Below are 22,693 nucleotides of genomic sequence, written 5' to 3' on the forward strand. Positions count from 1 at the left end.
TAGCAAATAGTATTTTGCTATCTTTCAGAGTGTCAACAAAGTCGACACTCTCTTGTCTTAATTCTAAATCTTTTAGACAACGTATTCATCAACATTTTCATTTTTTAGTTTATTATTCTTCTTGCTGCATAAAAACTCCAAATATTAGATATTTTAACCACATCTCCGGTTTGAGGTGCATGTATTATTTTACCATTGCCAATATAAATTCCAACATGTCCTGCATGCGGGAATACTAAATCTCCAACTTTTAAATCTGATCTTGATACCGCTTTACCATGACTTATTTGAGTATATGTAGTTCTACTAATGTCTATACCTAATGCATGTTTATATACGTACTGAGTAAATCCTGAACAATCAAAACCGCTAGGAGTAGTTCCACCATATACATATTTTGTTCCTAAAAACTTTTTAGCATAGTTAACTACTCTATCACCTTTATCATCTTTATCTTCACGTTTTCCACTTTCTGAAATATAATAACCATCAATAGTAGTATTAGTCATCATATGTCCATCTTTAGGACTGAAATAATGCCATTCATTATTATCTATATATTTAAGCCATCCGGTAAACATTTCTCCATCTTTATCAAAATAATATGTTTTACCATCTATAGTCTGCGTATATTTTACCATTTCACCGTTTTTATTGAAATAACTCCATTTGTTACTATCTTCATATTTAAGCCATCCTGTAAACATTTCTCCATCTTTATCAACAAAATAATATGTTTTACCATCTATAGTCTGCGTATATTTTGCTAACTCTCCATTAGCTTGCATATAATACCTTTTACCATCTTCATTTATCCAACCTGTTTTTGATGGTTGTAATACACCATTTTCATCGAAATAGCGCCATTCATTATTACTTAAAAATTTAATCCATCCTGTTAGCATTACTCCACTGCCATTAAAGTAATATGTTTTACCATCTATAGTCTGTGAATATTCTACCCTTTCACCGTCTTTATCCAGATAATATGTATTACCATCAACTTTAATAAATCCTGTTTGCATTACTCCATCTTCATTGAAATAGCGCCATTTATTATTACTTGAAAATTGAATCCATCCTGTTAGCATTACTCCACTGCCATTAAAGTAATATGTTTTACCATCTATAGCCTGCGTATATTTTACCCTTGCACCATCTTTATTCAGATAATATGTTTTACCATCAACTTTAATGAATCCTGTTTGCATTACTCCATTTTTATCAAAATAATGCCATTCATTATTATCTTCATATTTAAGCCATCCTGTAAACATTTCTCCATCTTTATCAACAAAATAATATGTTTTACCATCTATAGTCTGCGTATATTTTGCTACTTCTCCGTTAGCTTGTACATAATATTTTTTACCATCTTTAGTAATCCAGCCTGTTTTTGATTGTTGCAATACACCATTTTTAATTGTTTCAGTATTTCCTTTTTCAGCTGCATTTACTTTTTTAGTATTAGTAAGATTAATACCTACAACAAGAAAAAATATAATAATAGCAACTGTAAATTTATTTATTTTTTTCATATAATCACCTCATTTTAGATTATATTACATTTAATAATAAAAAAAGGAAATTTGTCATGCATTTAATATTTTATTTAATATTTAGATATACTTTTAATATTTTATTTAATTATTATTATTATATATAGATAGAATTTAAAACTTCCTTAAATATTACTTTTACATTTTAAGCATTAGTTATAAATAATACTTATAAGTAAATAAATAAACAATATTTCTGTTATTTAAACTATAGTTTTATAATAAAAATAGGAAATATCTGAAAGGAGATTAAAATATGAATAATACTAAAAAATCATCACAGTTGCTATCTAATACTTATATAAAATTTTTAATAACAATTGTAATCGGTTTAATAATATGGCTCATACCACCACCTACATGAGTTTCTATAACAGCTTGGCATATGCTAGCTATTTTTATTGCTACTATAGCTGGTTGCATACTAAAGCCATTCCCTATAGGATCAGTTGCAATAATAGGTCTAACAGTAACAGTTCTTACTAATACAGTTAAGTTAAATACTGCTCTTAGTGGTTTTAGTCAAAGTAGTATATGGCTTATAGTTATGGCATTTTTTATATCAAGAGGTTTTATAAAAACTGGTCTTGGATCTAGAATAGCTTATAAATTTGTAAAACATTTTGGTAAAAAAACAATAGGCCTTTGCTATTCTATAATATTTTGTGATTTAATATTAGCTCCAGCAACACCTAGTAATACAGCAAGAGCTGGAGGAATTATAACACCTATCATTGAATCCCTTGCAAAAACATTTAATTCTAATCCTAAGGATGGAACTGCAAGAAAGATTGGATCATTTCTTATGTTTTCTGAATTTCATGGGAACATAATTACTTCTGCTATGTTTATGACAGCTATGGCTGCAAATCCACTTGCTAAATCACTTGCAGCAAGCTTTGGAATTGATATAACTTGGTCTTCTTGGTTTTTAGCAGCACTTGTTCCAGGTATTATATCATTAATAGTTATCCCCATTGTTATATATAAACTTTACCCACCAGAAATTAAGTCAACTCCAAATGCCCCAAAAGTTGCAGAAAATGCTCTTCAAAATATGGGTAAAATGAAAAAAGACGAAATACTAATGGCATTAATATTTATTACAGTTCTTATTTTATGGATAGTAGGAAGTTTAATTAATATTAATCCAACCCTTACAGCATTTATAGGATTATCATTACTTCTAATATTTAAAATATTAAACTTTGATGATGTAAAATCTGAAAAAGGAGCTTGGGACGTACTAATTTGGTTTTCTGTACTTGTAATGATGGCAGATCAATTAAATAAACTTGGATTGATCTCTTACCTTAGAGATATAGTAAAAACAGATTTAACAGGTTTTTCTTGGCCTATAATATTAATTGTTTTACTTTTAGTATATTTCTATAGCCATTATATTTTTGCAAGTGCTACTGCCCATGTAAGTGCTATGTATTCAGCTTTTCTTGGTATTGCACTTGCTGAAGGTGTACCTCCAATGCTTGCAGCTTTAGCATTAGCTTTCTTTGGAAATCTATTTGCTTCAACAACTCATTATAGCAATGGACCCGCCCCTCTACTTTACAGTACTGGTTATGTTCCACAAAACAAATGGTGGAGCCTAAACTTTATTCTTGGAATAATATACTTCATCATATGGCTTGGAATTGGCTCATTATGGTGGAAAGTAATTGGATTATATTAAATTTAAAGGAGTGTTAATTATGAATATTTTAAAAGGACAAGATATTTTAAGAAATCCTTTCTTAAATAAAGGAACAGCTTTTACAGAAGAAGAAAGAGAAAAATACAATATAAAAGGATTACTTCCTAGTACTGTTAGAACAATAGAAGAACAAGAAATATTAGTTTATGAAATGACTAAGTCTATACAAGATAACCTAGATAAACATTTATTTCTTATGAATCTATACAATACAAATCGTACATTATTTTACTACACTATAGGAAAACATATTACAGAATTTCTTCCTATAATTTATACACCAACTATAGGTGATGCAGTAATAAATTACTCTAGAACTTTTGATACTCCAAAAGATGCTGTATTTTTATCTGTTGATGCCCCTGATAATATTGAATCTTCATTAAAATCAGCTTTAAAGGATCTTGAAGAGATAAAATTAATAGTTGTTACAGATGGTGAAGGTGTACTTGGTATTGGAGACTGGGGTGTTCAAGGAGTCGATATTTCAATTGGTAAACTTGCAGTATATACAGTAGCTGCTGGAGTTAATCCAAAGAATGTACTTCCAGTTGTTATTGATGCTGGTACTAATAATGAAAAACTTTTAAATGATCCTTTCTATTTAGGAAATAAACATCTTAGAATCAGAGGGGATCAATACGATGATTTTATAGATAAGTTTGTCTCTACTTCATTAAAATTATTCCCTGATACTCTTATTCACTGGGAAGATTTTGGTCGCGATAATGCTAGAAGAATACTTGAAAAGTATAGAGAAAAAATCTGTACCTTTAATGATGATATCCAAGGAACAGGTGTTATGATGGTTTCTGCTTTAAATGCTGTAGCTAAGGTAACTAATATCCCTGTGAAAGATCATAAAATATTAGTCTTTGGTGGTGGTACTGCTGGTGTTGGGGTATCTGACCAAATACTATTTGAAAAAATAAGAAGTGGTTTAACAGAGGAAGAATCTAAAAATGATTTCTACCTAGTTGATAGACAAGGTCTTCTTACAAAAGATATGGATGGACTTACAGATGGTCAAAAAAAGTATGCAAGAAAAATTGGTGAAATAAAAGAGCCTTTAACTGACCTTGCTGAAATAATTAGAACTGTAAAGCCAACAGTTTTAATTGGAACATCAGGAGTTCCTGGAGCATTTACAGAGGAAGTTGTTCGTGCTATGGCAGAAATAAATGAAAGACCAGCCATTATGCCAATTTCAAATCCAACAAGACTTTGCGAAGCTAAGGCATCAGATATAATAAAATGGTCAGATGGTAAAGCATTAGTAGTTACAGGTAGTCCTTCAGATCCTGTTGAATATAAGGGAATAACATACACTATAGGTCAAGCAAATAATGCTTTATTATATCCTGGACTTGGTCTTGGAATAATTGTGGCAAAATCTAAAACTGTTACAGATGATATGCTATCTGCAGCAGCACACGGAATAGTATCTCTTCAAGATCTTAGCGAGCCCGGTGCTCCAATACTACCACCAGTTTCAAAACTTAAAGAAGCTTCTAAATTAGTTGCTATATCTGTTGTTTCAGAAACTGTTAAAGAAGGTTTAAATAGAAAAGAAATATTAGATGCTACAGAAGCTGTTGCAAAAGAAATTTGGGATGCAAATTATTAATTATAAAATATATTGATTAAATCACATCAACTTATTTAACTTAAAAACAAAAGAGTATCGACTTTGCCGACACCCTGAGGGCATAATGAAAGATTTTATTCTTTCATTGTGACCTTTTATTTCTTCTATAAGCATATTTTTACTTTTTGTTCATTCATTCATAAAATTCTTAGTGTATTCTAATACAAAAGGAGTTGTACATATGAATCTTAGAGATCTAGAATACTTTCATTCTTTATGTAATACAAAAAGTTTTACTAAAACTGCTGAAGCACTTTACGTTTCCCAGCCATCAATTACAATGTCTCTTCATAGGCTTGAGAAAGAGTTAAATGCAAAACTTATAATACGAGACCACTCAAAAAAAGCACTTTCTTTAACTGAAGCGGGAATTGTATTTGAAAAACGTGCTCAAAATATACTCTATCAAATGAATGAAGCAAAACTTGAAATATCAAAAATAAATAGTAATAAATTAAAGCTTGGAATTCCCCCTATAATAGGTGCTTATTTCTTTCCTATTTATATAGAGGATCTATTAAAAGAAGGTTTTGCAGAGTGTATTGAGTTTGTAGAGACTGGCTCACTAGCTATGAAGGAGCTTTTGCTTACTGGAAAAGTTGATATATCATTGATTGGTTCTCTTTCTCCAATTACAGATGAGACTTTAGATTCAGTTATATTAAAAAAGGATGAATTTATGCTATGTGTAAGTAAAAAACATTCACTCTCTAAAAGTAAAAAAATTAATTTTAAAAATCTTGAGAATGAACAGTTTATAGTTCTTGGAAATTCTTATATACATAATAAAGTTTTTGAGGATTTATGCATAAAAAATGATATAGCACCTAAAAAAATATATTATACTAATGAAATACAAACAGCAAAATCTCTTATAGCATCAGGACTTGGCATTGGTATACTTATAAGCATGGCAGTTAGTAAAAGAACTGAAATTAAAGCTATTCCTCTTTTAAATCCAATAGATTTTTATATATCTCTTACAACTAAAAGAGATCATTATATGACTTCTAAGGAAAATTCTATAAGAGAACTTATAATTAATAAAAGTAAATAAATTATATTATGAAAAGTAGTAACAAATCTCTACTTTTTTTATATTATGTAGTATAAACTAAAAAAACTCACACGCTAATATAAAATAATTATTTTTATAAAGTTTATCATATAAGCTAATTACAATATCATAACTTTATAATCATCATTTTTATTTATAAACAAATTAATCTACCAGTCTTCTAATAGTCAACCTTATCATAGAAATAAATTTGTTTTTAATAACTTTTAATTATTTTTATTTAATCTGATTTAGCAGAATTTCTTTAAGTGCTTTACATCCCCCAATTTCTGTAAAGACACACTCTGTAATGATAATCAGAGAGAAATAAAAATTTATTCTTCTCCTCTAGCAAAGTATTAAAATTTAATATTAAAGAGCAGTAGTAAAACTGCTCTTTATTTTTATTATAAATAACTTTTAAAACATATAAGCATTGAAAGTATCAGAGCTACTACTGAAAATAATAATCCTACTGATAAAAATGCTATAAGTAAACTATTAAAAGTAATTACCTCTACCAACACATTATTGAAACTTATCCCAAACAAAATACAAATAGCACTAATTAATATACTTAATAAAAATATGAATCCTATCCCATCTAAAGAATTCTTAACATCAGCCCTACTAAGTGACATATGATTGCTAATTGATAAAGATATAATTATAAAAATCCAAAATTTAAAAGATACTAAATTTTCTATAGAGAATAAATACTTAAGTATAGTAAATAACTCATTTGATAACTCTTTGAAAAACTCTATGAAATTTAAGCTACTTATATATAATGAAATTTCATTTATATTAATACTTTTTACTATTTGTAAGTATGTACTCGGAAGTAGTAGTCTTAAAGTTATTATTATCACCAAAGTTCCTACAAATATTGGAGCCACCCCTATAAAGAAATTACCTATTCTTTGATATATATTCTTTGGATTAAAAGTATGCCTTACATGGCCTAATTCTCCACTTCCATCTAATTTTATAGAAAACCATTTAACTTCTGTTACTTTGTGAAAAAATAACTTACACATTATATAATGACTAAATTCATGTACAGTAGTTCCAATTATTCCTGTGAAAATTATTCCACGCCTTCCAAAAGTACCATATATTAATCCATTACTTTTCTTTTCTACTTGTCCTATTATAAGTCCAAAAGCTATTAAAATTATAGTTATTCCTATAGTAAATACTATACTTAGCTTAAGTATTTCAATAATCATATTAAATTCCTCCACTATTTATACAACATTAATTTCTATAATTATAACTCATAAAATGTTGCTTTTAAATTATAGAATCTTTCTAATCTATTAAGATATTACTATAGATAGCCATAATTTTAATTTTTATTTTACTTTAATATTAGAGGCCTTCTCTAATATTTCTTTTATATAATCAGAATCTCCTTCATCTATATTAATTATAGTTTTTCCTTTTCTAAAAAATATTTTATATTTGCATCTAGTTCCATATATAGTACTCTTATATACTATTTTCGTTATTTCATTAAACTTTTTAAATTCTGATGTATAAAGTTCAATTCCCTCTTCAAATATTTTATTCTTATATCTATATGCAGTAATAAAATAAAATGTAAATGTTAAAATTGATATAAATAAAAATGTATATAATGAAATAAATAAATTAGTGCTATATGATATCTCTATATAACCTGTATTAAGGAGTGTTAATAGTTTAATTACAATAATTGAATTTATAACTGCAAAAATAATAATTATATTATTAAATCTTTCCTCTTTATACTCATATAATATCTTTTTATCCATAATATAATTTTTGTTTTGTACCTTTAAAAAATCTTTTATAACAAATAAGGCTGCTCCTATTATATAAATTAAAACTAGAATACTATTTTTAACATATACTGAAGTATTACTTTTTTCAAATACTTCCTCTATAAAAGCTACTGCCAAAAAAATTAGTAGACATACACTTATATTAACCATTATTTTTAATATTGATTTCATTTAACCCTCCTCTACTATTGATTTAAACCTCTCATTATTTCATTATATAAATATTCAAAATTCTGTTATTTTATAATATTAATTTACTATAAATTGTATTTTTTATTATTTTTTACTTTTTAGCTGTCATTTATAAATTATTATATTTTTAATACTATAAAATATTATGAAAAGTAGTAACACTTACTCTACTTCCTGTATATTATGTATTATAACTAAAATATATAGGAGTTGATTTTATGAGATCACATTGTGATGATGATAGTCAAAGACACGTTCATGAATTTTTAGGAAGTGTAAGATTAGCTGAATTAGGATCAGATGATGTTCATAATCATCGCTTTGCTGGAGTAAGTGGACAAGCTATAAGAAAGGGAGACAGTCATGTCCATAAAATATGTACAAGAACTGACTTCTTCGACCATTTTCATTTTATAGAAGTTTGTACTGGTCCTGCAATTCCTGTTGGAGACGGCAGACATGTTCATTTTGTATATGGCGTTACAAGCTGTAATGATGGACATAGACATGAATTTATTTTTGCAACTTTAATAGAAGCACCTATTTTCGTTGAATGTTAACTTTTTTATATAAAAGAGCAGTGCAATATACTGCTCTTTATTTTGCTTTTAATTCCTAAGCTTCTAAATACTTTCATGCATTTTAATTGTTTTTTATTAACTTTAAATTTAAAATATTATTATAAAGCATTAAGGAGAGGCGTTTTATGAAAAAAATTTTAGTTACAGGAAGTAATGGCTTTTTATCTTCTAGATTTATAGAGATTTATAAAGATAAATATGAAGTAATAAAAGGATCTCATAATTTTTTAGATATTACAGATGAAAATAAAGTATTAAATTTCTTTAAAAATAATAAAATTGATATAGTCTTTCATTCTGCTGCTATTTCTGATACCGCTATTTGTGAAAAGGATCCTAGTCTTTGTGAAAAAGTAAATTTTAGAGGTACAGTTAATATAGCTAAAGGATGTAGCTTAAATAATTCTACTCTTGTATTTGCAAGTAGTGACCAAGTTTATAATGGTAATTTAGAAAAAGGACCTTATACTGAAGAAACTATTCCCTATCCAAATAATGTTTATGGTGTATCTAAACTTAAAGCTGAAAAATCAATAAAAGAAATCTTAGATTCTCACTATAATCTAAGATTAACTTGGCTATTCTCATTACCTGAGAGAAATAAAAAGACTAATAAAAATATTCTATATAATATTTTAAATAGCATAATTAAAAATGATCCTATAGCCTTTTCTCCAAATGAATTTCGTGGGATAAGCTATGCTTATGATGTTATAGAAAATTTTGAAAAATTACTTGAATCACCTTATGGAGATTACAATTTTGGAAGTGAAAATAATCTTTCAACATATGATGTAGCTCTTAAAGTTTTAGAATTTCTCAATATTAAACATAGAGAAGGCTCACTCCTTATTAAAGACTCTGAACGATTTAAAGATGAATACAGAGACCTTAGAATATCAAATGAAAAATTAAGAAATAATTCTATCTATTTTTCAACTACTGAAGAATCCATATATAAATGCTTAAAGGATTTTAACATAATATAAAAGAAAAACTCTAGAGTACTATAACTTTAGAGTTTTTCTTTTATATTTTATATATATTAATTTTGAAACTAATGCAATTCCTATAGTAAGCACTATGCATGCTATTCCACAAATCATAAAAAATTCTTCTGGTAATGCCGTAATTATAGGATCAGTTCTTTCATCAAATATCCAGTAATCATTATTAAAGAATATTTCATGGAACTTATTAAATACATAATTAAAATTAAGATAAAATCCCACTAAAAGTGATCCAAATATTATTATTGTAGTATTAAATAAGTAGCTCAGACTTCTCATTGGAAAACTAAAAACATTTATCCTATTCATTGTATAAAGCAGGATAGCTATAATACAAAATATAATAAACAAAATCTCTATTACAAAAAATATGTTTTTAACTTCAAAAAAATGATATGCTCCTTGTTCACTCATAGGAAAATTCTCAAACTTAAGACTATTATTAAAAGGATTCCTTAAGTAATTAATAACCCTTGTATAATCCTCCATAAGTGCATTTGCTGAAACTCCAGTACTCTCTTCTAATTTAAAAGCTGATATACATATTCTATATATTATAGTTGCATTTAATACAACTAATACACTAGTTACTAATGCAAATAAAAACATGTATAAAGAAAATAGTATTTCCTTTAATTTTCTCTTCATAAACCCCTCCGATTATATAGTAAATTAATCTCTATTCATTAGTTATAATAAATTAATTATATTCATCAATAAGAGGTGTCTTAAAACTTCTTATTCCCTCTTCTATTATTACATCATATAATTTCTTTTTATTACTAGGATATTTATAAGAAAATATATTTGTTGACCTTTTCCCAACTACTACCTTCTTATAATATATACTTCCATCCTCTTCCCATGATATAACATACCAATTATCAGCCATACTCTTATATTTTATATCATTTATTAAACTAACATCCTCATCATAAGTTTCCTTTAAACTTTTATTTTCAATATTATTATACCCAAATACTATTAACTCTTCTGTAGCATCATTATTTTTAAAAAGTACTCCATCATTATTAGTAGATGGCTTATCTTCCACTAGAAAGCTCGGATAATTTATAGAAAATCCATATCTTTCATTTTCATAAGTTTTATACTTTATAGTACCATCATCATTAGCATATGATATATAATAACATCCTCCAAAAACTGTCAGTAATAATATTATTATAACAAAATTTTTTATTCTTTTCATAATAATTCCTTCCACTAACTATATATATATATATATAATATAGTATGCTTTATTTTTATATAATATAGTATCTTTTATTAAGTAAAGCTAAAAAATCCCCTTTGATTTTTATTCAAAGAGGATTTTTAAAGAAGTGTTATTTATAAATGTATTTAAGTAACCTTATAATTCTAATTTTGTGATGCCCAATCTGCTGGATATGTTACATACATAAATCTTGCAAATTCTGGAACTGAGAATTGTATCTTTGAACCTTTAGGTATAAGAATTATTTCTCCTGCATCTGCTGATACTTTTCTTCCATCAATAATTACATCTAAGTGACCTTCAATAACATAATCTATTTCATCATAATTTAAAGTCCAATCAAAAGTTGTAGCTTTCATTTCCATCATTCCACAACCTAATCTTTCACTTTCTTTAAGATTAAATACATCTTTAGTATAAACTACATCATTTGGGTTTCCTGTATCTAACCTATTTGATTCATCAACCTTAACTGTTTGAAGCTTTACTGAAGTTATTCCACTTATATCTTTATGTCTTTCAAAATCTACTGAATCATTTGATCCATTAATTTTTTCTTCTATTATTTGTCTTACTAATTTCTCTAATAATGATTTGTCTAAATTATTCATATCCATATTACTTCTTCTCCTTACCCTATTTAGTAACTTCTTCTTTTGATAATACTTTATTTGCTATAAACATAGCTAATATAACAGCTGTTACCCCTCCAACTAACTTTCCAACTATCATTGGGAAAATCATATCTTGATTGAATCCTGCTGTAAATCCTAAATGATCTCCAAATACAAATGCTGCTGAAACTGCAAATGCAACATTTATAATCTTACCTCTATTATCCATGTCCTTCATCATTCCAAACATAGGAATACTGTTAGCTAAACTTGCAACCATTCCTGCTGCTGCAATTTCATTCATTCCAAGTACTTTTCCAAGTGCCATTAAAGGTTTCTTAAATACTTTTGTTATTACATATACTAGAGGGAATGCTCCTGCAAGTACTATTGCAATATCTCCAACTATTTCAATTCCTTCACTAATTGGATTCATTCCTGGAATAATTACTATTCCTGTTAATGCCTCTATAATAGCTGCAGCTAAACCTAAAGTTATAACAACTACAACCCCTTTACCAAAGTAAGTAAATCCTTTTATCATAGCTTTTTCAAATTTCATAAGTCCTAGAGCAATTATTGCTGCAAAGATTATTATTGGAACTAAGTTTTTAAGAATCATCATTGCTGGGAAGCCTGCAACTAATCCTCCAACAAAAGCTCCAACTGGTATAGTTATAACACCAGCTAATATTCCTGTAGCTAAATATTTTTGATCTCTCTTTTCAATAATTCCAAGTGCTACCGGTATAGTAAACACTATAGTAGGTCCCATCATTGCTCCTACTATTAATCCTCCAAATAAACCTGCTTCTGGGTTAGTTGCAAGTTCCATAGCAAGAGGAGCTCCACCCATATCGTTTGCAAGTATTGATCCCGCAAACATAGCAGGGTCTGCACCTAATGCATTAAAAATTGGTACAACTACTGGTCTTAATACATTTGCAAGTACAGGTGCTAAACAAATAACTCCAACCATTGCAACTGCAAGTGAACCCATAGCCATTATTCCTTCTTCAAATTGTTCACCTAACCCAAATTTATTTCCTAAACATTTATCTATAGCTCCTAAAGCCATAAAGAATACCATTATGTAAATGATAATTTCATTAATACTCATTTTGCTTTCCCCCTCAAATTATATTATGTGTCTAATAAACTCCACTTCTGGAGATGGAATAATTGAAGTTGCTACTATATCTTTAGACTCTACTTCCTCAATAGCTGTATTAATAGAATGCTCTATACTACTTAACGTACCCGATAATATATAAACTAATTTTCCACCAATTGCAAATGCCAATTGAAGCTTAACTAAGTTAACATCTCCAGATTTTAAAGCTTTATCTAATGCCTCTAATCCAGCACAAACTTTGTTTGTTTCCATAATTCCAACGGCTAAACCTTCAATATCTTTTGATTTATATCTATTTTTTAGACCATTTACTATATCATCATGAACTCTATTTAAAATAAAAGAATCAACTATATACTTTTTATCAAATTTTAACCCATAATTAACGGACTCATGAACCTCAGAAGCATCTCCGCTTATCATTATAATAAACTTCCCAGGACATATACTTTTTGCGTAAATCACATCTACATCTGCCCTCTTAACCATCTCATTAGCAATTTCTATCCCTTTGCTTATGCTTCTAAATTCAATTGACCCTATACTCTTATTCATCGTCTATATCAAGGGAATCTATTATGCCAACAATCGTCGCATCAATTGGTACATCCTTTGAACCAACTGCTTGTCTTGCTGCACCACCTTTAGTTATTAAAACTAAATCTCCATTCCCAGCTCCTACGCTATCACAAGCTACATATAACCCATTTTTCACAGTATCTTTAGATTCTAAAATTTTTACAACTAGAAACCTTTGACCACTAAGTTTTTCATCTTTTCTTGTAGCCCATAAATTTCCTACAACTCTTCCTATCTCCATAGTAGTACCTCTCTTAAATTCTTTCTACTTTTAAATGATGTATCCTTATATAATCAGATGCTAGAGGAGTTATCATTGTCTTTTTATCAACAATAATTTTCTTTGCTCCATTTATATGAGGCTTTTTTAAATCTCCTTCAGAAATAAGTTTCTTATTTCTAAGTTCTATAACTTTTTCCTCAATCTCTACATTTGATATTTCTCTCTCTTTAGTAACTTTACTATTTCTATCTAGCAGTAAAGTATCTATATCCTTTATAACATGTACACCATAACTTACCAATTCTCTTTCAAATAAAACAAATTTCTTATATAATTCTTCTGGTGCAGTATCCTTGTATCTTCTGTATTCTATACCATTCTCCATTACGTATACTTCTTTTCCAAGCATAATGGCTTTTAAGATAAATCTCTCTTCACTTGATATACTTGAACCTTGTGCTAAATTTGATAATCCTCTAAGACATAATGATGAAATTATAACTACATCATACTCTCTTATGCCCTCTTCATATGATATTATTTCATACTTAGAGCTTAACTTTGAATAATTATCTAAATTATCATCCCATAGCACAATAGCTTTTTTCTTATCTATAATCTTATCATTAATAGTTGAATTAGCTTTTTCGTTTAATTTTTTGTATACTTCTTCAACTATTGAATTAATTAAATCATCATAATTCATATATTGTCCCTCCTTTATGAGGTGTCTATTTTATTATTCTTGCAAATGTTCCTGTTTTAAATCCACATGCATTTGCTTCATCATAATCAATATGCATAAAAGTATTATACTTTTCACTTACTCTAATAACTACATCATCAAATATTAGTGGTCTTTCTCCAAAAACCTTAACTTTAACTAAATCGTTATCTTTAACTTCAAATTTTTTAGCATCTTCCTTTGACACGTGTATATGTCTCTTTGCTGCTATTAATCCTCTATCTAAATTAACTGATCCTCTCTCACTTTCAATCGTAATACCTGGAGTATCTAAAAGCTCTCCACTGATTTTAACTGGTGGTTTAACTCCTAATGATAATGCATCTGTAAGAGAAACTTCAACCTGTGATTCTGGTCTTGTAGGTCCAAGTACAACAACATTTTTAAGGCTTCCCTTAGGACCCTTAATTGTAACTCTCTCTTTACATGCAAATTGTCCTGGCTGAGATAAATCTTTTATCTTAGTAAGCTTATAATTAGCTCCAAATAATTTTTCTACATCTTTTTCAGTTAAATGAACATGTCTTCCTGAAGCTTCTACTTCTATAAATGCTTCATCTTTAACTCTCTTAACAACTTCATCTATAATGCTATTTAATAGATCTTTCATTTTTTCCTCCTGGTTACTTGTACTTATTTGTTCTAACTTTAAAGATCATAATCCAGAATGCTGATGACAATCTATTTAATCCTCTTATTATATCTTCTCTAGTAACACTGCCATATTCACCTTTAAACGCTTCAAATGCAGCAAGTTCCACTTCCCTAGTTAAGGCTCTTAAACTGTTTATTGAAACAACTACTTCACCCATTCTATAGTCTGGAAATTCATGCCCAATACCAAAGTATTTTTTAGGATTATGTGATTGAGCTCTTAATTCCTCTTCTTTAAGACCTAGAAGTGTAAAATCATTAAGATCCTCATCTAAAACCTCTGCTCTTATCATATTTCTTACAAAAATCAACATCTCTTGAAGTTCATCTACAAGCTTTGGTATGCCATTTTTTTGACATAAAATTTGACTCTCTAAAATTTTTGACTCTAGTGTATCCATCCTGCCTCTAAAAACTATTCTTTTATGGTCCTTAAATACTAGAAGGTTTCCCTTTAAATGTGTCATATGCTCAGGTTTATAATCAAGTTTTGTTCCAAACACTGTAACATACTTATATTTTTTTTCTTTAGGCTCTTCTGATTTTATTTCTTTAAATTCAACTCTTTTTTGCTCTCTATATTTAGATGAATTATTATTTTCTTCTTCATCCTTGTATTTTAAAACTATATTTTTTTCAGCTAAATAAGATTTTGCAGAAGGTGTTATTATCTGTCCTTTTTCTATGACAAATTCCTTAACCTCATTTAAATCTGCTCTTTTTAATCTGTTTCTGATTTCACTTTCCGTTAATACTGCCATATTACTAACATCTCCTATCAAAAATCTATAAAATATGCTACCTTAATTTCAGGTAGCACATCTTATAAAGATTTATTTAAACTATTCAGTAACCTTTGGTAATATAGCATCAACCTCAAAGTGTGGTCTTGGGATTACGTGAACTGATACTAATTCTCCAACTCTTTCAGCAGCAGCTGCTCCTGCATCTGTTGCAGCTTTAACTGCTCCAACGTCTCCTCTTACCATTACAGTAACTAATCCGCCACCTACTTGTTCTTTTCCTACTAATTGTACGTTTGCTGCTTTAACCATTGCGTCAGCTGCTTCAATTGCTCCTACTAATCCTTTAGTTTCTATCATTCCTAATGCGTTTGCGTTTGCCATAATAAATTCCTCCTAAATTTTCATATACTTATATTTTTTATTCTTTATTTATAAATTTTTATTGTAAGCTATTTTTGTTTTGGTAATTTAATTTAATTTAATTTAATTCTTTAAGTATTCTTTTAACTAATAAGTTTATTAATTCTTCTTTGTCATCTAAGCTAATGTTCTCAGTATTCTTTGGTGCATTTCCTCTTAAGTCATCTAACTCTAAAGTTCCTACTGCAACTCTCTTTATGTTTAGAAGATCAAGTGGTCCTATATTATTTGAAGTTGAACTTCCTCCAATTGCACCACAACCTAATGTTAATGCAGGTATTAATCCAGTGCTTGCACCAATTCCTCCAAGAGTACTTGGTGTATTTAAAACCATTCTTGATACTGGCATCTTAAGAGCAAATCTCTTAACTAATTCATCATTATTAGCATGCATACTAAATGTATGTCCAGCACCTTCATTTAATAGAATATCTCTACATATGTTTATAGCTTCTTCTAGGTTGTCCATAACATAGAATGCAAGTATTGGTGTAAGCTTTTCTCTTGAAAAAGGAACATCGTGTCCAACTCTATTTTCTCTAGCTACTAAAACTTTCGTTCCACTTGGAACTCCTTCAAGATTTGCTAAAGCACAAATTGCTTCAACGCTTTTCCCTACAATTTGAGGATTCATAGTTCCATTTGCTCTCATTATAAACTTTGAAAGTTTTTTGCTTTCTAACTCACTTAATATATGAGCTCCTTGAGAAGTTAGTTCTCTTACAACTTCAGCTTCCATTGCTCTTTCAATTACTATTGATTGTTCTGAAGCACATATTGTTCCATTATCAAAAGTCTTTGAGTCAATTATTCTTTTAATTGCAAGTCTTATATCAGCACTCTTATCTATAAATGCTGGGCCATTTCCTGGTCCTACTCCAATAGCTGGAGTTCCTGATGAGTATGCAGCTTTTACCATTGCTTCTCCACCAGTTGCAAGAATTAATGCTGTATCTTTGTGTTTCATTAATTGATCTGTAGCTTGCATTGTTAAAATTGTCATACATCCAATTGCACCTTTAGGACATCCTGCTTTAATTGCAGCTTCTGTTATAACTCTAACAGTTTCAAAGATTGCATTTTTTGCATTTGGGTGTGGTGAAAATACAATTGAGTTTCCAGCTTTAAGTGCTATCATAGCTTTATAAATTACTGTTGATGTTGGGTTTGTTGAAGGAATAAGCCCTGCAACAACTCCTACTGGAACACCAATTTCCATAACTTTCTTTTCTTTATCTTCATTGATTATTCCAACTGTCTTTGTATCTTTAAGTGATTCATATACCATCTTTGATGCAAAAACATTCTTTATAACTTTATCTTCCCATTTTCCAAAGCCTGTTTCTTCATTTGCCATTTTAGCTAGCTTTTCTGCATTTTCATATCCTGCGTCTGCAATAGCTTTAACAATTCTGTCTATTTCTTCTTGGCTCATATTACTTAGTTTCTCTTGAGCTTCTTTGGCATCCTTAATTAAAGTTCTAACTTCTTGCAGGGATAATAAATCTTTATCTAAAAGTTCCATTAATTACGCCCCTCTTCTTTGCTTAGTTTTAATAGTAACTCTATTAATTCTTCTTTTTTAAGATATTTTATTTTACTTGAAGTCTTTGCTGGTTTTAAAGTTAAGGCTAATCTTCTAAGTTCTTTAACAGTCATTTTTAATAACTCTTCTCTGTTAAACTTATTTTCTGTGTTAGCTTCTTCTTTTTTTATAGAACTAACTACTAAATCTTCTTTGCCTTCCTTTTCATCTATAACTTCTAAGTTTTTTATTTCATCTATTTCTTGGACTTTTTCAATCTCTATATCTAAGTTTTCAACTTGTATTTCTTCAATTTTTAAATTTTCTTTAATATTCTCAATCTTTATATCTGATTGTACAATTAAAGTTTCAACCTCTAATCCTTGAGTCTCTACATTGTCTACACCGTTAGATTCTTTTTTATTAATATCTAATTGATCCTTAAAAATCCTATTATTAGTATTTATTTCTTCTACTATGCTAAATACATCTTCATGAAGTCTTGAGATTACATGTGCACTTCTTAAGTTTCCACTATGCTCAATCATTGACTTACTTGATTCTACAGCAGCAGTTACAGCACTTACATCTCCTATAATCTTAACTGTTACTATTCCACCTGTAACTTTTTCAATGCCAAGTATATTGACACTTGCAGACTTTACAGCTGCATCAGCTGCAACAATAGCTTGAGTTAATCCTATTACTTCTATAAGGCCTAATGCTTTACTCATAATTTTTGCCTACTAAAATCCTAATGGATTCTCTGAAACACTTCTTACAGCTTCTGCAAATGCATCACAAGCTGCTTTACAAGCTGATTGTGATCCTGTAAGTAATGCTCCTCCAAAGTTTGTTTCTGTTGGTGGTTCAAAGAATTCACATAACTCAACATCTGCTGCCTTAAGTGCTGCATCTAATGCATACATTGCTTCAAGAGGTGGAGCAACTAGATAAGCTAATGCTTCTCCTTCTCTTATATTTGCAACCTTTGAAAGATATGAACCTGTTCTAGATACACAGTGCGCATAGTACACTATTGAATCATCATCATTTGCACTTATAAAACTTGGTCCAAATTCTATAAAATCAATAACTGCGTTAAGTCCACTTCTTACTTCTGCTGGACTTGGTCCTGCAATTATACCAATTACTTCCCCTGCAAGTTTAGTTGAAGCATTTCCTGCTCCTGCATACATTGACTTTGCATATACAACATCAACTTCAGCAGCTTTAGTAGCTTCATCTAAAGCAGTATATGTAACATCATCACAATCTGAAGTTATTAATCCAAGACTTTTATGATGTGACTCTAAATTAAGCTTTTTAGCCATTTCTGGGCTAACATTTGATATTATTTTCGTACTTAATACATTTACTTTTATTGCATCATTCTTCAAAACTTTTTCCTCCTAAATATCTATTTAAGGTCAATTCCTGAAGCTTTCTTCTCTAGCATAGTTTTAATTAATTCTGCTATATGAGCTCCTGCCTCAACTGCTGTTGTTCCACCTTCGTGAATATTTGATATAACAGTTCTCTTTGCTTCTGGCATACCTATAGTTGGCTTATATGCTATATATGCTGACATTGATTTTGCAGTTACAAGTCCTGGTCTTTCACCTACTAATAAACAAACAACATCTGCTCCAGTAACTTCTCCAACTTGATCCATAGCTCCTACTCTACAATGCTTAACAAATACTATTTCATTTGCTGGCTCAATTCCATACATCTTAAGCCCTTGTTTTATTGAAGGAATAATATCTTCTATATTTGCTTCTATAGCTGCTGAACTTAGTCCATCCCCTACCATTATTACAACCTTTTGGTTAGTTCCAACCTTCTCTTTAACTAATTTTAAAGTTTCTTCTGAGAACTTTCTTCCAAGGTCAGGTCTAGTTAAATAAGTATCTTTATCTTCACATAAAGTCTCAATTGAAAGCATATTATTCTTTTTTACAAAATCTTCTGCTACGTATGAGAATACTGAATCTTGTGCTGCTGCATGGTCAGCTCTAACTCTTAAAGCAGTTATAGTTTTGTATCTACATCCAACTCTTCCTGTTCCAAGTCTAGCTGGTGTTCTAGCTTTCATATCTAAATAAGCATCTCTATCCTTTGGGTTATTAACTAGCAGCTGCTTCTTTAAATCTATTTCAGTAATGTCATCAAGGCATCCTTCCGTATCTATAACTGTCTTAGAAACTTTATTTATAGCTTCATTTATTATGTCAGTATTACCACTTCCAACCATCTGGCTTACTAATTGCTCAACCATTAATTTTAATTCTTTTTCATTCATGGTGTTCTGATCCTCCTATCCTAATAAAACTGATGCATCTCCAGCTTTATCTGTTAATTTACCATCTTTAATAAAGCCCATATTTTGCATCCATTCATCGAATTCTTTTATTGCTGTTAATCCAAACATTTCTCTAAGTGCTGCTGTTTCATGATATCCTGTTGTTTGGTAATTAAGCATTACATCATCACCATGAGGAATTCCCATGAAGTAAGTACATCCAGCTGCTGTAAGTAATACCGCTAAATTTTCTATATCATTTTGATCAGCTTTCATATGATTTGTATAACAAGCATCACATCCCATTGGTAATCCTGAAAGTTTACCCATGAAGTGATCTTCAAGACCTGCTCTTATTACTTGCTTACCATCATAAAGATATTCAGGTCCTATAAATCCAACAACTGTATTAACTAAGAATGGCTCAAATTTCTTAGCAAATCCATAACATCTAGCTTCCATTGTAACTTGATCTATTCCATGGTGAGCTTCTGATGAAAGTTCTGATCCTTGTCCTGTTTCAAAGTACATTACATTTGGTCCTGAAGCTGTACCTTGTTTTAATGCTAATTGTCTAGCTTCTTCTATAGTAGCTGCATTAAATCCAAATGCTTCATTTCCCTTTTCTGAACCTGCTATTGATTGGAATATAAGGTCAGTTGGTGCTCCTTGTCTTATTGCTTCCATTTGTGTAGTTACGTGAGCAAGTACACAGTTTTGAGTTGGGATATTAAATTTCTCCTTTATTTCTTGGAATCTATTTAATACTTTAACAACACTTTCAACAGAGTCATCAACTGGATTTAATCCTAAAACTGCATCTCCAATACCATAAGTTAATCCTTCTAATAAAGATGCAAGTATTCCATCTGGATCATCTGTTGGATGATTTGGTTGAAGTCTTGCAGATAATGTTCCCTTTTTACCTATTGTTGTATTACAGTGTGCTGTAACTTCAATCTTTTTAGCACCACAAACTAAATCCATATTTGACATAAGCTTAGTTACAGCTGCTACCATCTCTGAAGTTAATCCTCTTGAGATTCTTCTTATATCTAGAGAAGTAGTTTTATCATCTAAAATCCATTCTCTTAAATCTGAAACTGTCCATGACTTTATTTCTTCGTAAATTTTTTCATTTACTCCATCTTGGATTATTCTTGTAACCTCATCTATTTCATAAGGTACTGCTGGATTATTTCTCAAATCTTTTAAAGTTATACTAGCTAAAACAACCTTAGCTGCAACTCTTTCTTCTGATGATTCAGCTGATAAACCAGCTAATTTATCACCAGATTTTTCTTCATTAGCCTTTGCCATTACATCGTATAAGTTCTTAAACTCATAAGTACGTCCAAATAATTTAGTTTTTAAAATCATCTGTTGTTCTCCTCTCATCCTAATTGAAAACCAAAGTTTTTATAACTACTGGTAATACTTTACCCTCAGCTATTGGCCCTCCAATATCTATATAGTCTCCATTGTCAACTTTAATGCTATCAATGCAGATTACATCCTTTTTAAAATTTAATAATGAATAAATAGTTTGTCCAAGTACCTTTGCCATGTCATTTTCAACAACAATTACAAGTGGTAACTCTCTCTCTACTAATTCTTCCATCCCTTCTATAAGTCCATTTGCATATTCTAAAACTTCCTTAAAAGAAGGACTCTTTTTTCCATCTACAGCTATTGCAACTCTTTGAATGTCATTCTCTAATTTAAACCAGTTAAGTTTTTCCCTTATTGCTTTCTTTATGGAATCTTGTCCATTTTCTTCATCTTCCTTTGAAAGCTTTAATATAGGTAAATTCTTTATTGGAAAATTATCTTCAGTAAAAGTAATAGTACTTCCACTTATTTCTGTTGTATGAGATCCTGCACCAACAACTGTAGCTCTTATTGTTTCTATAGCTTTTATTACTTTTAAGCTACTACATAATCTTGAAGTTTTAATTGCCTCTCCAAGTATTATTCCAATATCGCCAAATTTAAAATAGTCATCAATCTCTGATTCGTTATATATATAATCTGCAACTCCTCCTGAGAATGATATACATTCTATTTTTTCATTTAGAGCAATTGATTTATTTGTAACTATAAAGTTAAACAAATCTTCTTTTTCTCTAAGCCCTACACTCTCTTCTAAAAATCTAACCATTATATCTACTACAGGCTTAATATTTTCTACTGTCCCTTTTGTCCCAATCTTTAACCCTAGATTATTGTCTTTAATAATCTTTTCTATTTTAGGTGAAATATAAGTTATCTCTTTAGTTACTTTGTCTAATTTTATAAGCCTTCCACCAATATCTAAGCATCCTGTTTCTTTAACTTCTCCTCTTGTAAATAATGCAAGGTTGCTTGTTCCGCCACCAATATCAATATTTACGACTGAAGTTGAATGTTCTTTTGAATATATATGAGCTCCTGCACCTTTTCCTGCAATTATACTTTCAAGATCTGGGCCTGCTGTTGCAACAACAAAATCACCAGCAAATCCACTTAATGTATGTAATACATCATTTGCATTTTCTTTTCTTGCTGTTTCTCCTGTTATTATTACTGCACCAGTTTGTATATCTTCTTTATTTACACAGGCTTTTTTATATTCTTTTTCTACTATTTCCCTTATCTTTTCTCCGTTGATTTCATTATTAGATACTAATGGAGTAAAATAAACTTCACTTCTGTATATAACTTCTTTATCCACTATTGAAATTCTTGGAACCGAAAAGCTTGATGCTGTATTTTCAACTATTAGTTTTGAAAATATAAGTTGAGTTGTACTCGTTCCTATATCTATTCCAACACTTAACATTTCCTCTCTCATATAATCACCTCCTATTTTTATGGAACTAAAAAGGCTTAAAGTTACAGTAAATAAAATGGAATTTTTATAATTCCTATTTAATCTATCTAT

The 22,693-nt window shown here is 29.5% G+C and carries 24 protein-coding genes; 5 read left to right on the forward strand and 19 right to left on the reverse strand.

Features of this window, described 5'->3' with window-relative positions:
* Window positions 1–104 precede the first annotated feature (104 nt).
* Complete coding sequence (locus K5V21_RS02235) at window positions 105–1,538, reverse strand: NlpC/P60 family protein (protein ID WP_221858795.1); 1,434 nt, start codon at window positions 1,536–1,538, stop codon at window positions 105–107.
* 391 nt (window positions 1,539–1,929) lie between these two features.
* Between K5V21_RS02235 and K5V21_RS02240 the strand changes: the two genes are divergently transcribed.
* From K5V21_RS02240 to K5V21_RS02250, 3 genes are all read left to right on the forward strand, one after another.
* Complete coding sequence (locus K5V21_RS02240) at window positions 1,930–3,249, forward strand: anion permease (protein ID WP_307495428.1); 1,320 nt, start codon at window positions 1,930–1,932, stop codon at window positions 3,247–3,249.
* A 19-nt stretch (window positions 3,250–3,268) separates the two neighbouring features.
* Window positions 3,269–4,897 carry an NAD-dependent malic enzyme gene (locus K5V21_RS02245; RefSeq protein ID WP_221858796.1) on the forward strand — a complete coding sequence of 543 codons (1,629 nt, stop codon included), beginning with the start codon at window positions 3,269–3,271 and terminating at the stop codon, window positions 4,895–4,897.
* Window positions 4,898–5,099: 202 nt separating this feature from the next.
* Window positions 5,100–5,975 (forward strand): LysR family transcriptional regulator, encoded by an 876-nt coding sequence (locus K5V21_RS02250; RefSeq protein ID WP_221858797.1) that lies wholly within the window; start codon window positions 5,100–5,102, stop codon window positions 5,973–5,975.
* Between the two features lie 407 nt (window positions 5,976–6,382).
* Here K5V21_RS02250 and K5V21_RS02255 read toward each other — a convergent pair whose 3' ends face one another.
* Window positions 6,383–7,207, reverse strand: coding sequence for a hypothetical protein (locus tag K5V21_RS02255; protein WP_221858798.1), 825 nt, complete (start codon window positions 7,205–7,207; stop codon window positions 6,383–6,385).
* A gap of 126 nt (window positions 7,208–7,333) precedes the next feature.
* Window positions 7,334–7,975 carry a hypothetical protein gene (locus K5V21_RS02260; protein WP_221858799.1) on the reverse strand — a complete coding sequence of 214 codons (642 nt, stop codon included), beginning with the start codon at window positions 7,973–7,975 and terminating at the stop codon, window positions 7,334–7,336.
* 239 nt (window positions 7,976–8,214) lie between these two features.
* Between K5V21_RS02260 and K5V21_RS02265 the strand changes: the two genes are divergently transcribed.
* Together K5V21_RS02265 and K5V21_RS02270 are read left to right on the forward strand one after the other, a co-directional pair.
* Window positions 8,215–8,556 carry a YmaF family protein gene (locus K5V21_RS02265; protein ID WP_204595430.1) on the forward strand — a complete coding sequence of 114 codons (342 nt, stop codon included), beginning with the start codon at window positions 8,215–8,217 and terminating at the stop codon, window positions 8,554–8,556.
* A 146-nt stretch (window positions 8,557–8,702) separates the two neighbouring features.
* Window positions 8,703–9,566 (forward strand): SDR family oxidoreductase, encoded by an 864-nt coding sequence (locus K5V21_RS02270; RefSeq protein ID WP_221858800.1) that lies wholly within the window; start codon window positions 8,703–8,705, stop codon window positions 9,564–9,566.
* Between the two features lie 18 nt (window positions 9,567–9,584).
* Here the strand turns inward: K5V21_RS02270 and K5V21_RS02275 are convergent, their stop codons facing one another.
* The 16 genes from K5V21_RS02275 to eutA form a co-directional block, all read right to left on the reverse strand.
* Window positions 9,585–10,235, reverse strand: coding sequence for a TIGR01906 family membrane protein (locus K5V21_RS02275; RefSeq protein WP_221858801.1), 651 nt, complete (start codon window positions 10,233–10,235; stop codon window positions 9,585–9,587).
* 52 nt (window positions 10,236–10,287) lie between these two features.
* Complete coding sequence (locus K5V21_RS02280; protein WP_221858802.1) at window positions 10,288–10,797, reverse strand: hypothetical protein; 510 nt, start codon at window positions 10,795–10,797, stop codon at window positions 10,288–10,290.
* 170 nt (window positions 10,798–10,967) lie between these two features.
* Window positions 10,968–11,435 carry a cupin domain-containing protein gene (locus K5V21_RS02285; RefSeq protein ID WP_221859166.1) on the reverse strand — a complete coding sequence of 156 codons (468 nt, stop codon included), beginning with the start codon at window positions 11,433–11,435 and terminating at the stop codon, window positions 10,968–10,970.
* Between the two features lie 25 nt (window positions 11,436–11,460).
* Window positions 11,461–12,558, reverse strand: a complete 1,098-nt coding sequence (gene eutH / locus K5V21_RS02290) for an ethanolamine utilization protein EutH (RefSeq protein ID WP_221858804.1) — start codon at window positions 12,556–12,558, stop codon at window positions 11,461–11,463.
* Window positions 12,559–12,576: 18 nt separating this feature from the next.
* Window positions 12,577–13,128, reverse strand: coding sequence for a BMC domain-containing protein (locus K5V21_RS02295; RefSeq protein ID WP_221858805.1), 552 nt, complete (start codon window positions 13,126–13,128; stop codon window positions 12,577–12,579).
* Window positions 13,121–13,393, reverse strand: a complete 273-nt coding sequence (locus K5V21_RS02300) for a EutN/CcmL family microcompartment protein (RefSeq protein WP_204595424.1) — start codon at window positions 13,391–13,393, stop codon at window positions 13,121–13,123. Before K5V21_RS02300 ends, K5V21_RS02295 begins: the two co-directional genes overlap by 8 nt.
* A 13-nt stretch (window positions 13,394–13,406) precedes the next feature.
* Window positions 13,407–14,081, reverse strand: coding sequence for an ethanolamine utilization protein (locus K5V21_RS02305; RefSeq protein WP_221858806.1), 675 nt, complete (start codon window positions 14,079–14,081; stop codon window positions 13,407–13,409).
* Between the two features lie 25 nt (window positions 14,082–14,106).
* The gene (gene eutD, locus K5V21_RS02310; RefSeq protein ID WP_221858807.1) at window positions 14,107–14,730 is read right to left on the reverse strand and encodes an ethanolamine utilization phosphate acetyltransferase EutD; all 624 of its coding nucleotides are present in this window, start codon (window positions 14,728–14,730) and stop codon (window positions 14,107–14,109) included.
* Between the two features lie 13 nt (window positions 14,731–14,743).
* Entirely contained in the window at window positions 14,744–15,535 is a 792-nt protein-coding gene (locus K5V21_RS02315) for a cobalamin adenosyltransferase (RefSeq protein WP_204595421.1), read from the reverse strand.
* A gap of 81 nt (window positions 15,536–15,616) precedes the next feature.
* Window positions 15,617–15,901: an ethanolamine utilization microcompartment protein EutM gene (eutM, locus tag K5V21_RS02320; RefSeq protein ID WP_195971225.1), complete on the reverse strand. Its 285-nt coding sequence runs from the start codon at window positions 15,899–15,901 to the stop codon at window positions 15,617–15,619.
* Window positions 15,902–15,998: 97 nt separating this feature from the next.
* Window positions 15,999–17,465, reverse strand: a complete 1,467-nt coding sequence (locus K5V21_RS02325) for an acetaldehyde dehydrogenase (acetylating) (protein WP_221858808.1) — start codon at window positions 17,463–17,465, stop codon at window positions 15,999–16,001.
* Window positions 17,465–18,199: a BMC domain-containing protein gene (locus tag K5V21_RS02330; protein ID WP_221858810.1), complete on the reverse strand. Its 735-nt coding sequence runs from the start codon at window positions 18,197–18,199 to the stop codon at window positions 17,465–17,467. The genes K5V21_RS02325 and K5V21_RS02330 overlap by 1 nt, the downstream gene beginning before the upstream one ends.
* Before the next feature lie 12 nt (window positions 18,200–18,211).
* Window positions 18,212–18,865, reverse strand: a complete 654-nt coding sequence (gene eutL / locus K5V21_RS02335) for an ethanolamine utilization microcompartment protein EutL (RefSeq protein ID WP_221858812.1) — start codon at window positions 18,863–18,865, stop codon at window positions 18,212–18,214.
* A 20-nt stretch (window positions 18,866–18,885) separates the two neighbouring features.
* Window positions 18,886–19,770 (reverse strand): ethanolamine ammonia-lyase subunit EutC, encoded by an 885-nt coding sequence (gene eutC / locus K5V21_RS02340; protein ID WP_221858814.1) that lies wholly within the window; start codon window positions 19,768–19,770, stop codon window positions 18,886–18,888.
* A gap of 15 nt (window positions 19,771–19,785) precedes the next feature.
* Window positions 19,786–21,150 carry an ethanolamine ammonia-lyase subunit EutB gene (locus K5V21_RS02345; RefSeq protein WP_221858817.1) on the reverse strand — a complete coding sequence of 455 codons (1,365 nt, stop codon included), beginning with the start codon at window positions 21,148–21,150 and terminating at the stop codon, window positions 19,786–19,788.
* 19 nt (window positions 21,151–21,169) lie between these two features.
* Entirely contained in the window at window positions 21,170–22,603 is a 1,434-nt protein-coding gene (gene eutA / locus K5V21_RS02350) for an ethanolamine ammonia-lyase reactivating factor EutA (RefSeq protein ID WP_221858819.1), read from the reverse strand.
* Window positions 22,604–22,693 lie beyond the last annotated feature (90 nt).

The organism is Clostridium sardiniense (genome assembly GCF_019753795.1).
In the GTDB taxonomy this organism is placed as follows: domain Bacteria; phylum Bacillota; class Clostridia; order Clostridiales; family Clostridiaceae; genus Clostridium; species Clostridium sardiniense.

Bases quoted from the DNA above. Each gene is read 5' to 3' on its own strand.
- eutH (WP_221858804.1), bottom strand. From the start codon at position 12,558: ATGAGTATTAATGAAATTATCATTTACATAATGGTATTCTTTATGGCT.
- eutC (WP_221858814.1), bottom strand. From the start codon at position 19,770: ATGAATGAAAAAGAATTAAAATTAATGGTTGAGCAATTAGTAAGCCAG.
- K5V21_RS02305 (WP_221858806.1), bottom strand. From the start codon at position 14,081: ATGAATTATGATGATTTAATTAATTCAATAGTTGAAGAAGTATACAAA.
- K5V21_RS02345 (WP_221858817.1), bottom strand. From the start codon at position 21,150: ATGATTTTAAAAACTAAATTATTTGGACGTACTTATGAGTTTAAGAAC.
- K5V21_RS02295 (WP_221858805.1), bottom strand. From the start codon at position 13,128: ATGAATAAGAGTATAGGGTCAATTGAATTTAGAAGCATAAGCAAAGGG.
- K5V21_RS02250 (WP_221858797.1), top strand. From the start codon at position 5,100: ATGAATCTTAGAGATCTAGAATACTTTCATTCTTTATGTAATACAAAA.
- K5V21_RS02285 (WP_221859166.1), bottom strand. From the start codon at position 11,435: ATGAATAATTTAGACAAATCATTATTAGAGAAATTAGTAAGACAAATA.
- eutM (WP_195971225.1), bottom strand. From the start codon at position 15,901: ATGGCAAACGCAAACGCATTAGGAATGATAGAAACTAAAGGATTAGTA.
- eutD (WP_221858807.1), bottom strand. From the start codon at position 14,730: ATGAAAGATCTATTAAATAGCATTATAGATGAAGTTGTTAAGAGAGTT.
- K5V21_RS02245 (WP_221858796.1), top strand. From the start codon at position 3,269: ATGAATATTTTAAAAGGACAAGATATTTTAAGAAATCCTTTCTTAAAT.
- K5V21_RS02265 (WP_204595430.1), top strand. From the start codon at position 8,215: ATGAGATCACATTGTGATGATGATAGTCAAAGACACGTTCATGAATTT.
- K5V21_RS02330 (WP_221858810.1), bottom strand. From the start codon at position 18,199: ATGAGTAAAGCATTAGGCCTTATAGAAGTAATAGGATTAACTCAAGCT.
- K5V21_RS02255 (WP_221858798.1), bottom strand. From the start codon at position 7,207: ATGATTATTGAAATACTTAAGCTAAGTATAGTATTTACTATAGGAATA.
- K5V21_RS02270 (WP_221858800.1), top strand. From the start codon at position 8,703: ATGAAAAAAATTTTAGTTACAGGAAGTAATGGCTTTTTATCTTCTAGA.
- K5V21_RS02325 (WP_221858808.1), bottom strand. From the start codon at position 17,465: ATGGAACTTTTAGATAAAGATTTATTATCCCTGCAAGAAGTTAGAACT.
- K5V21_RS02300 (WP_204595424.1), bottom strand. From the start codon at position 13,393: ATGGAGATAGGAAGAGTTGTAGGAAATTTATGGGCTACAAGAAAAGAT.
- K5V21_RS02315 (WP_204595421.1), bottom strand. From the start codon at position 15,535: ATGGCAGTATTAACGGAAAGTGAAATCAGAAACAGATTAAAAAGAGCA.
- K5V21_RS02280 (WP_221858802.1), bottom strand. From the start codon at position 10,797: ATGAAAAGAATAAAAAATTTTGTTATAATAATATTATTACTGACAGTT.
- K5V21_RS02235 (WP_221858795.1), bottom strand. From the start codon at position 1,538: ATGAAAAAAATAAATAAATTTACAGTTGCTATTATTATATTTTTTCTT.
- K5V21_RS02260 (WP_221858799.1), bottom strand. From the start codon at position 7,975: ATGAAATCAATATTAAAAATAATGGTTAATATAAGTGTATGTCTACTA.
- K5V21_RS02275 (WP_221858801.1), bottom strand. From the start codon at position 10,235: ATGAAGAGAAAATTAAAGGAAATACTATTTTCTTTATACATGTTTTTA.
- eutA (WP_221858819.1), bottom strand. From the start codon at position 22,603: ATGAGAGAGGAAATGTTAAGTGTTGGAATAGATATAGGAACGAGTACA.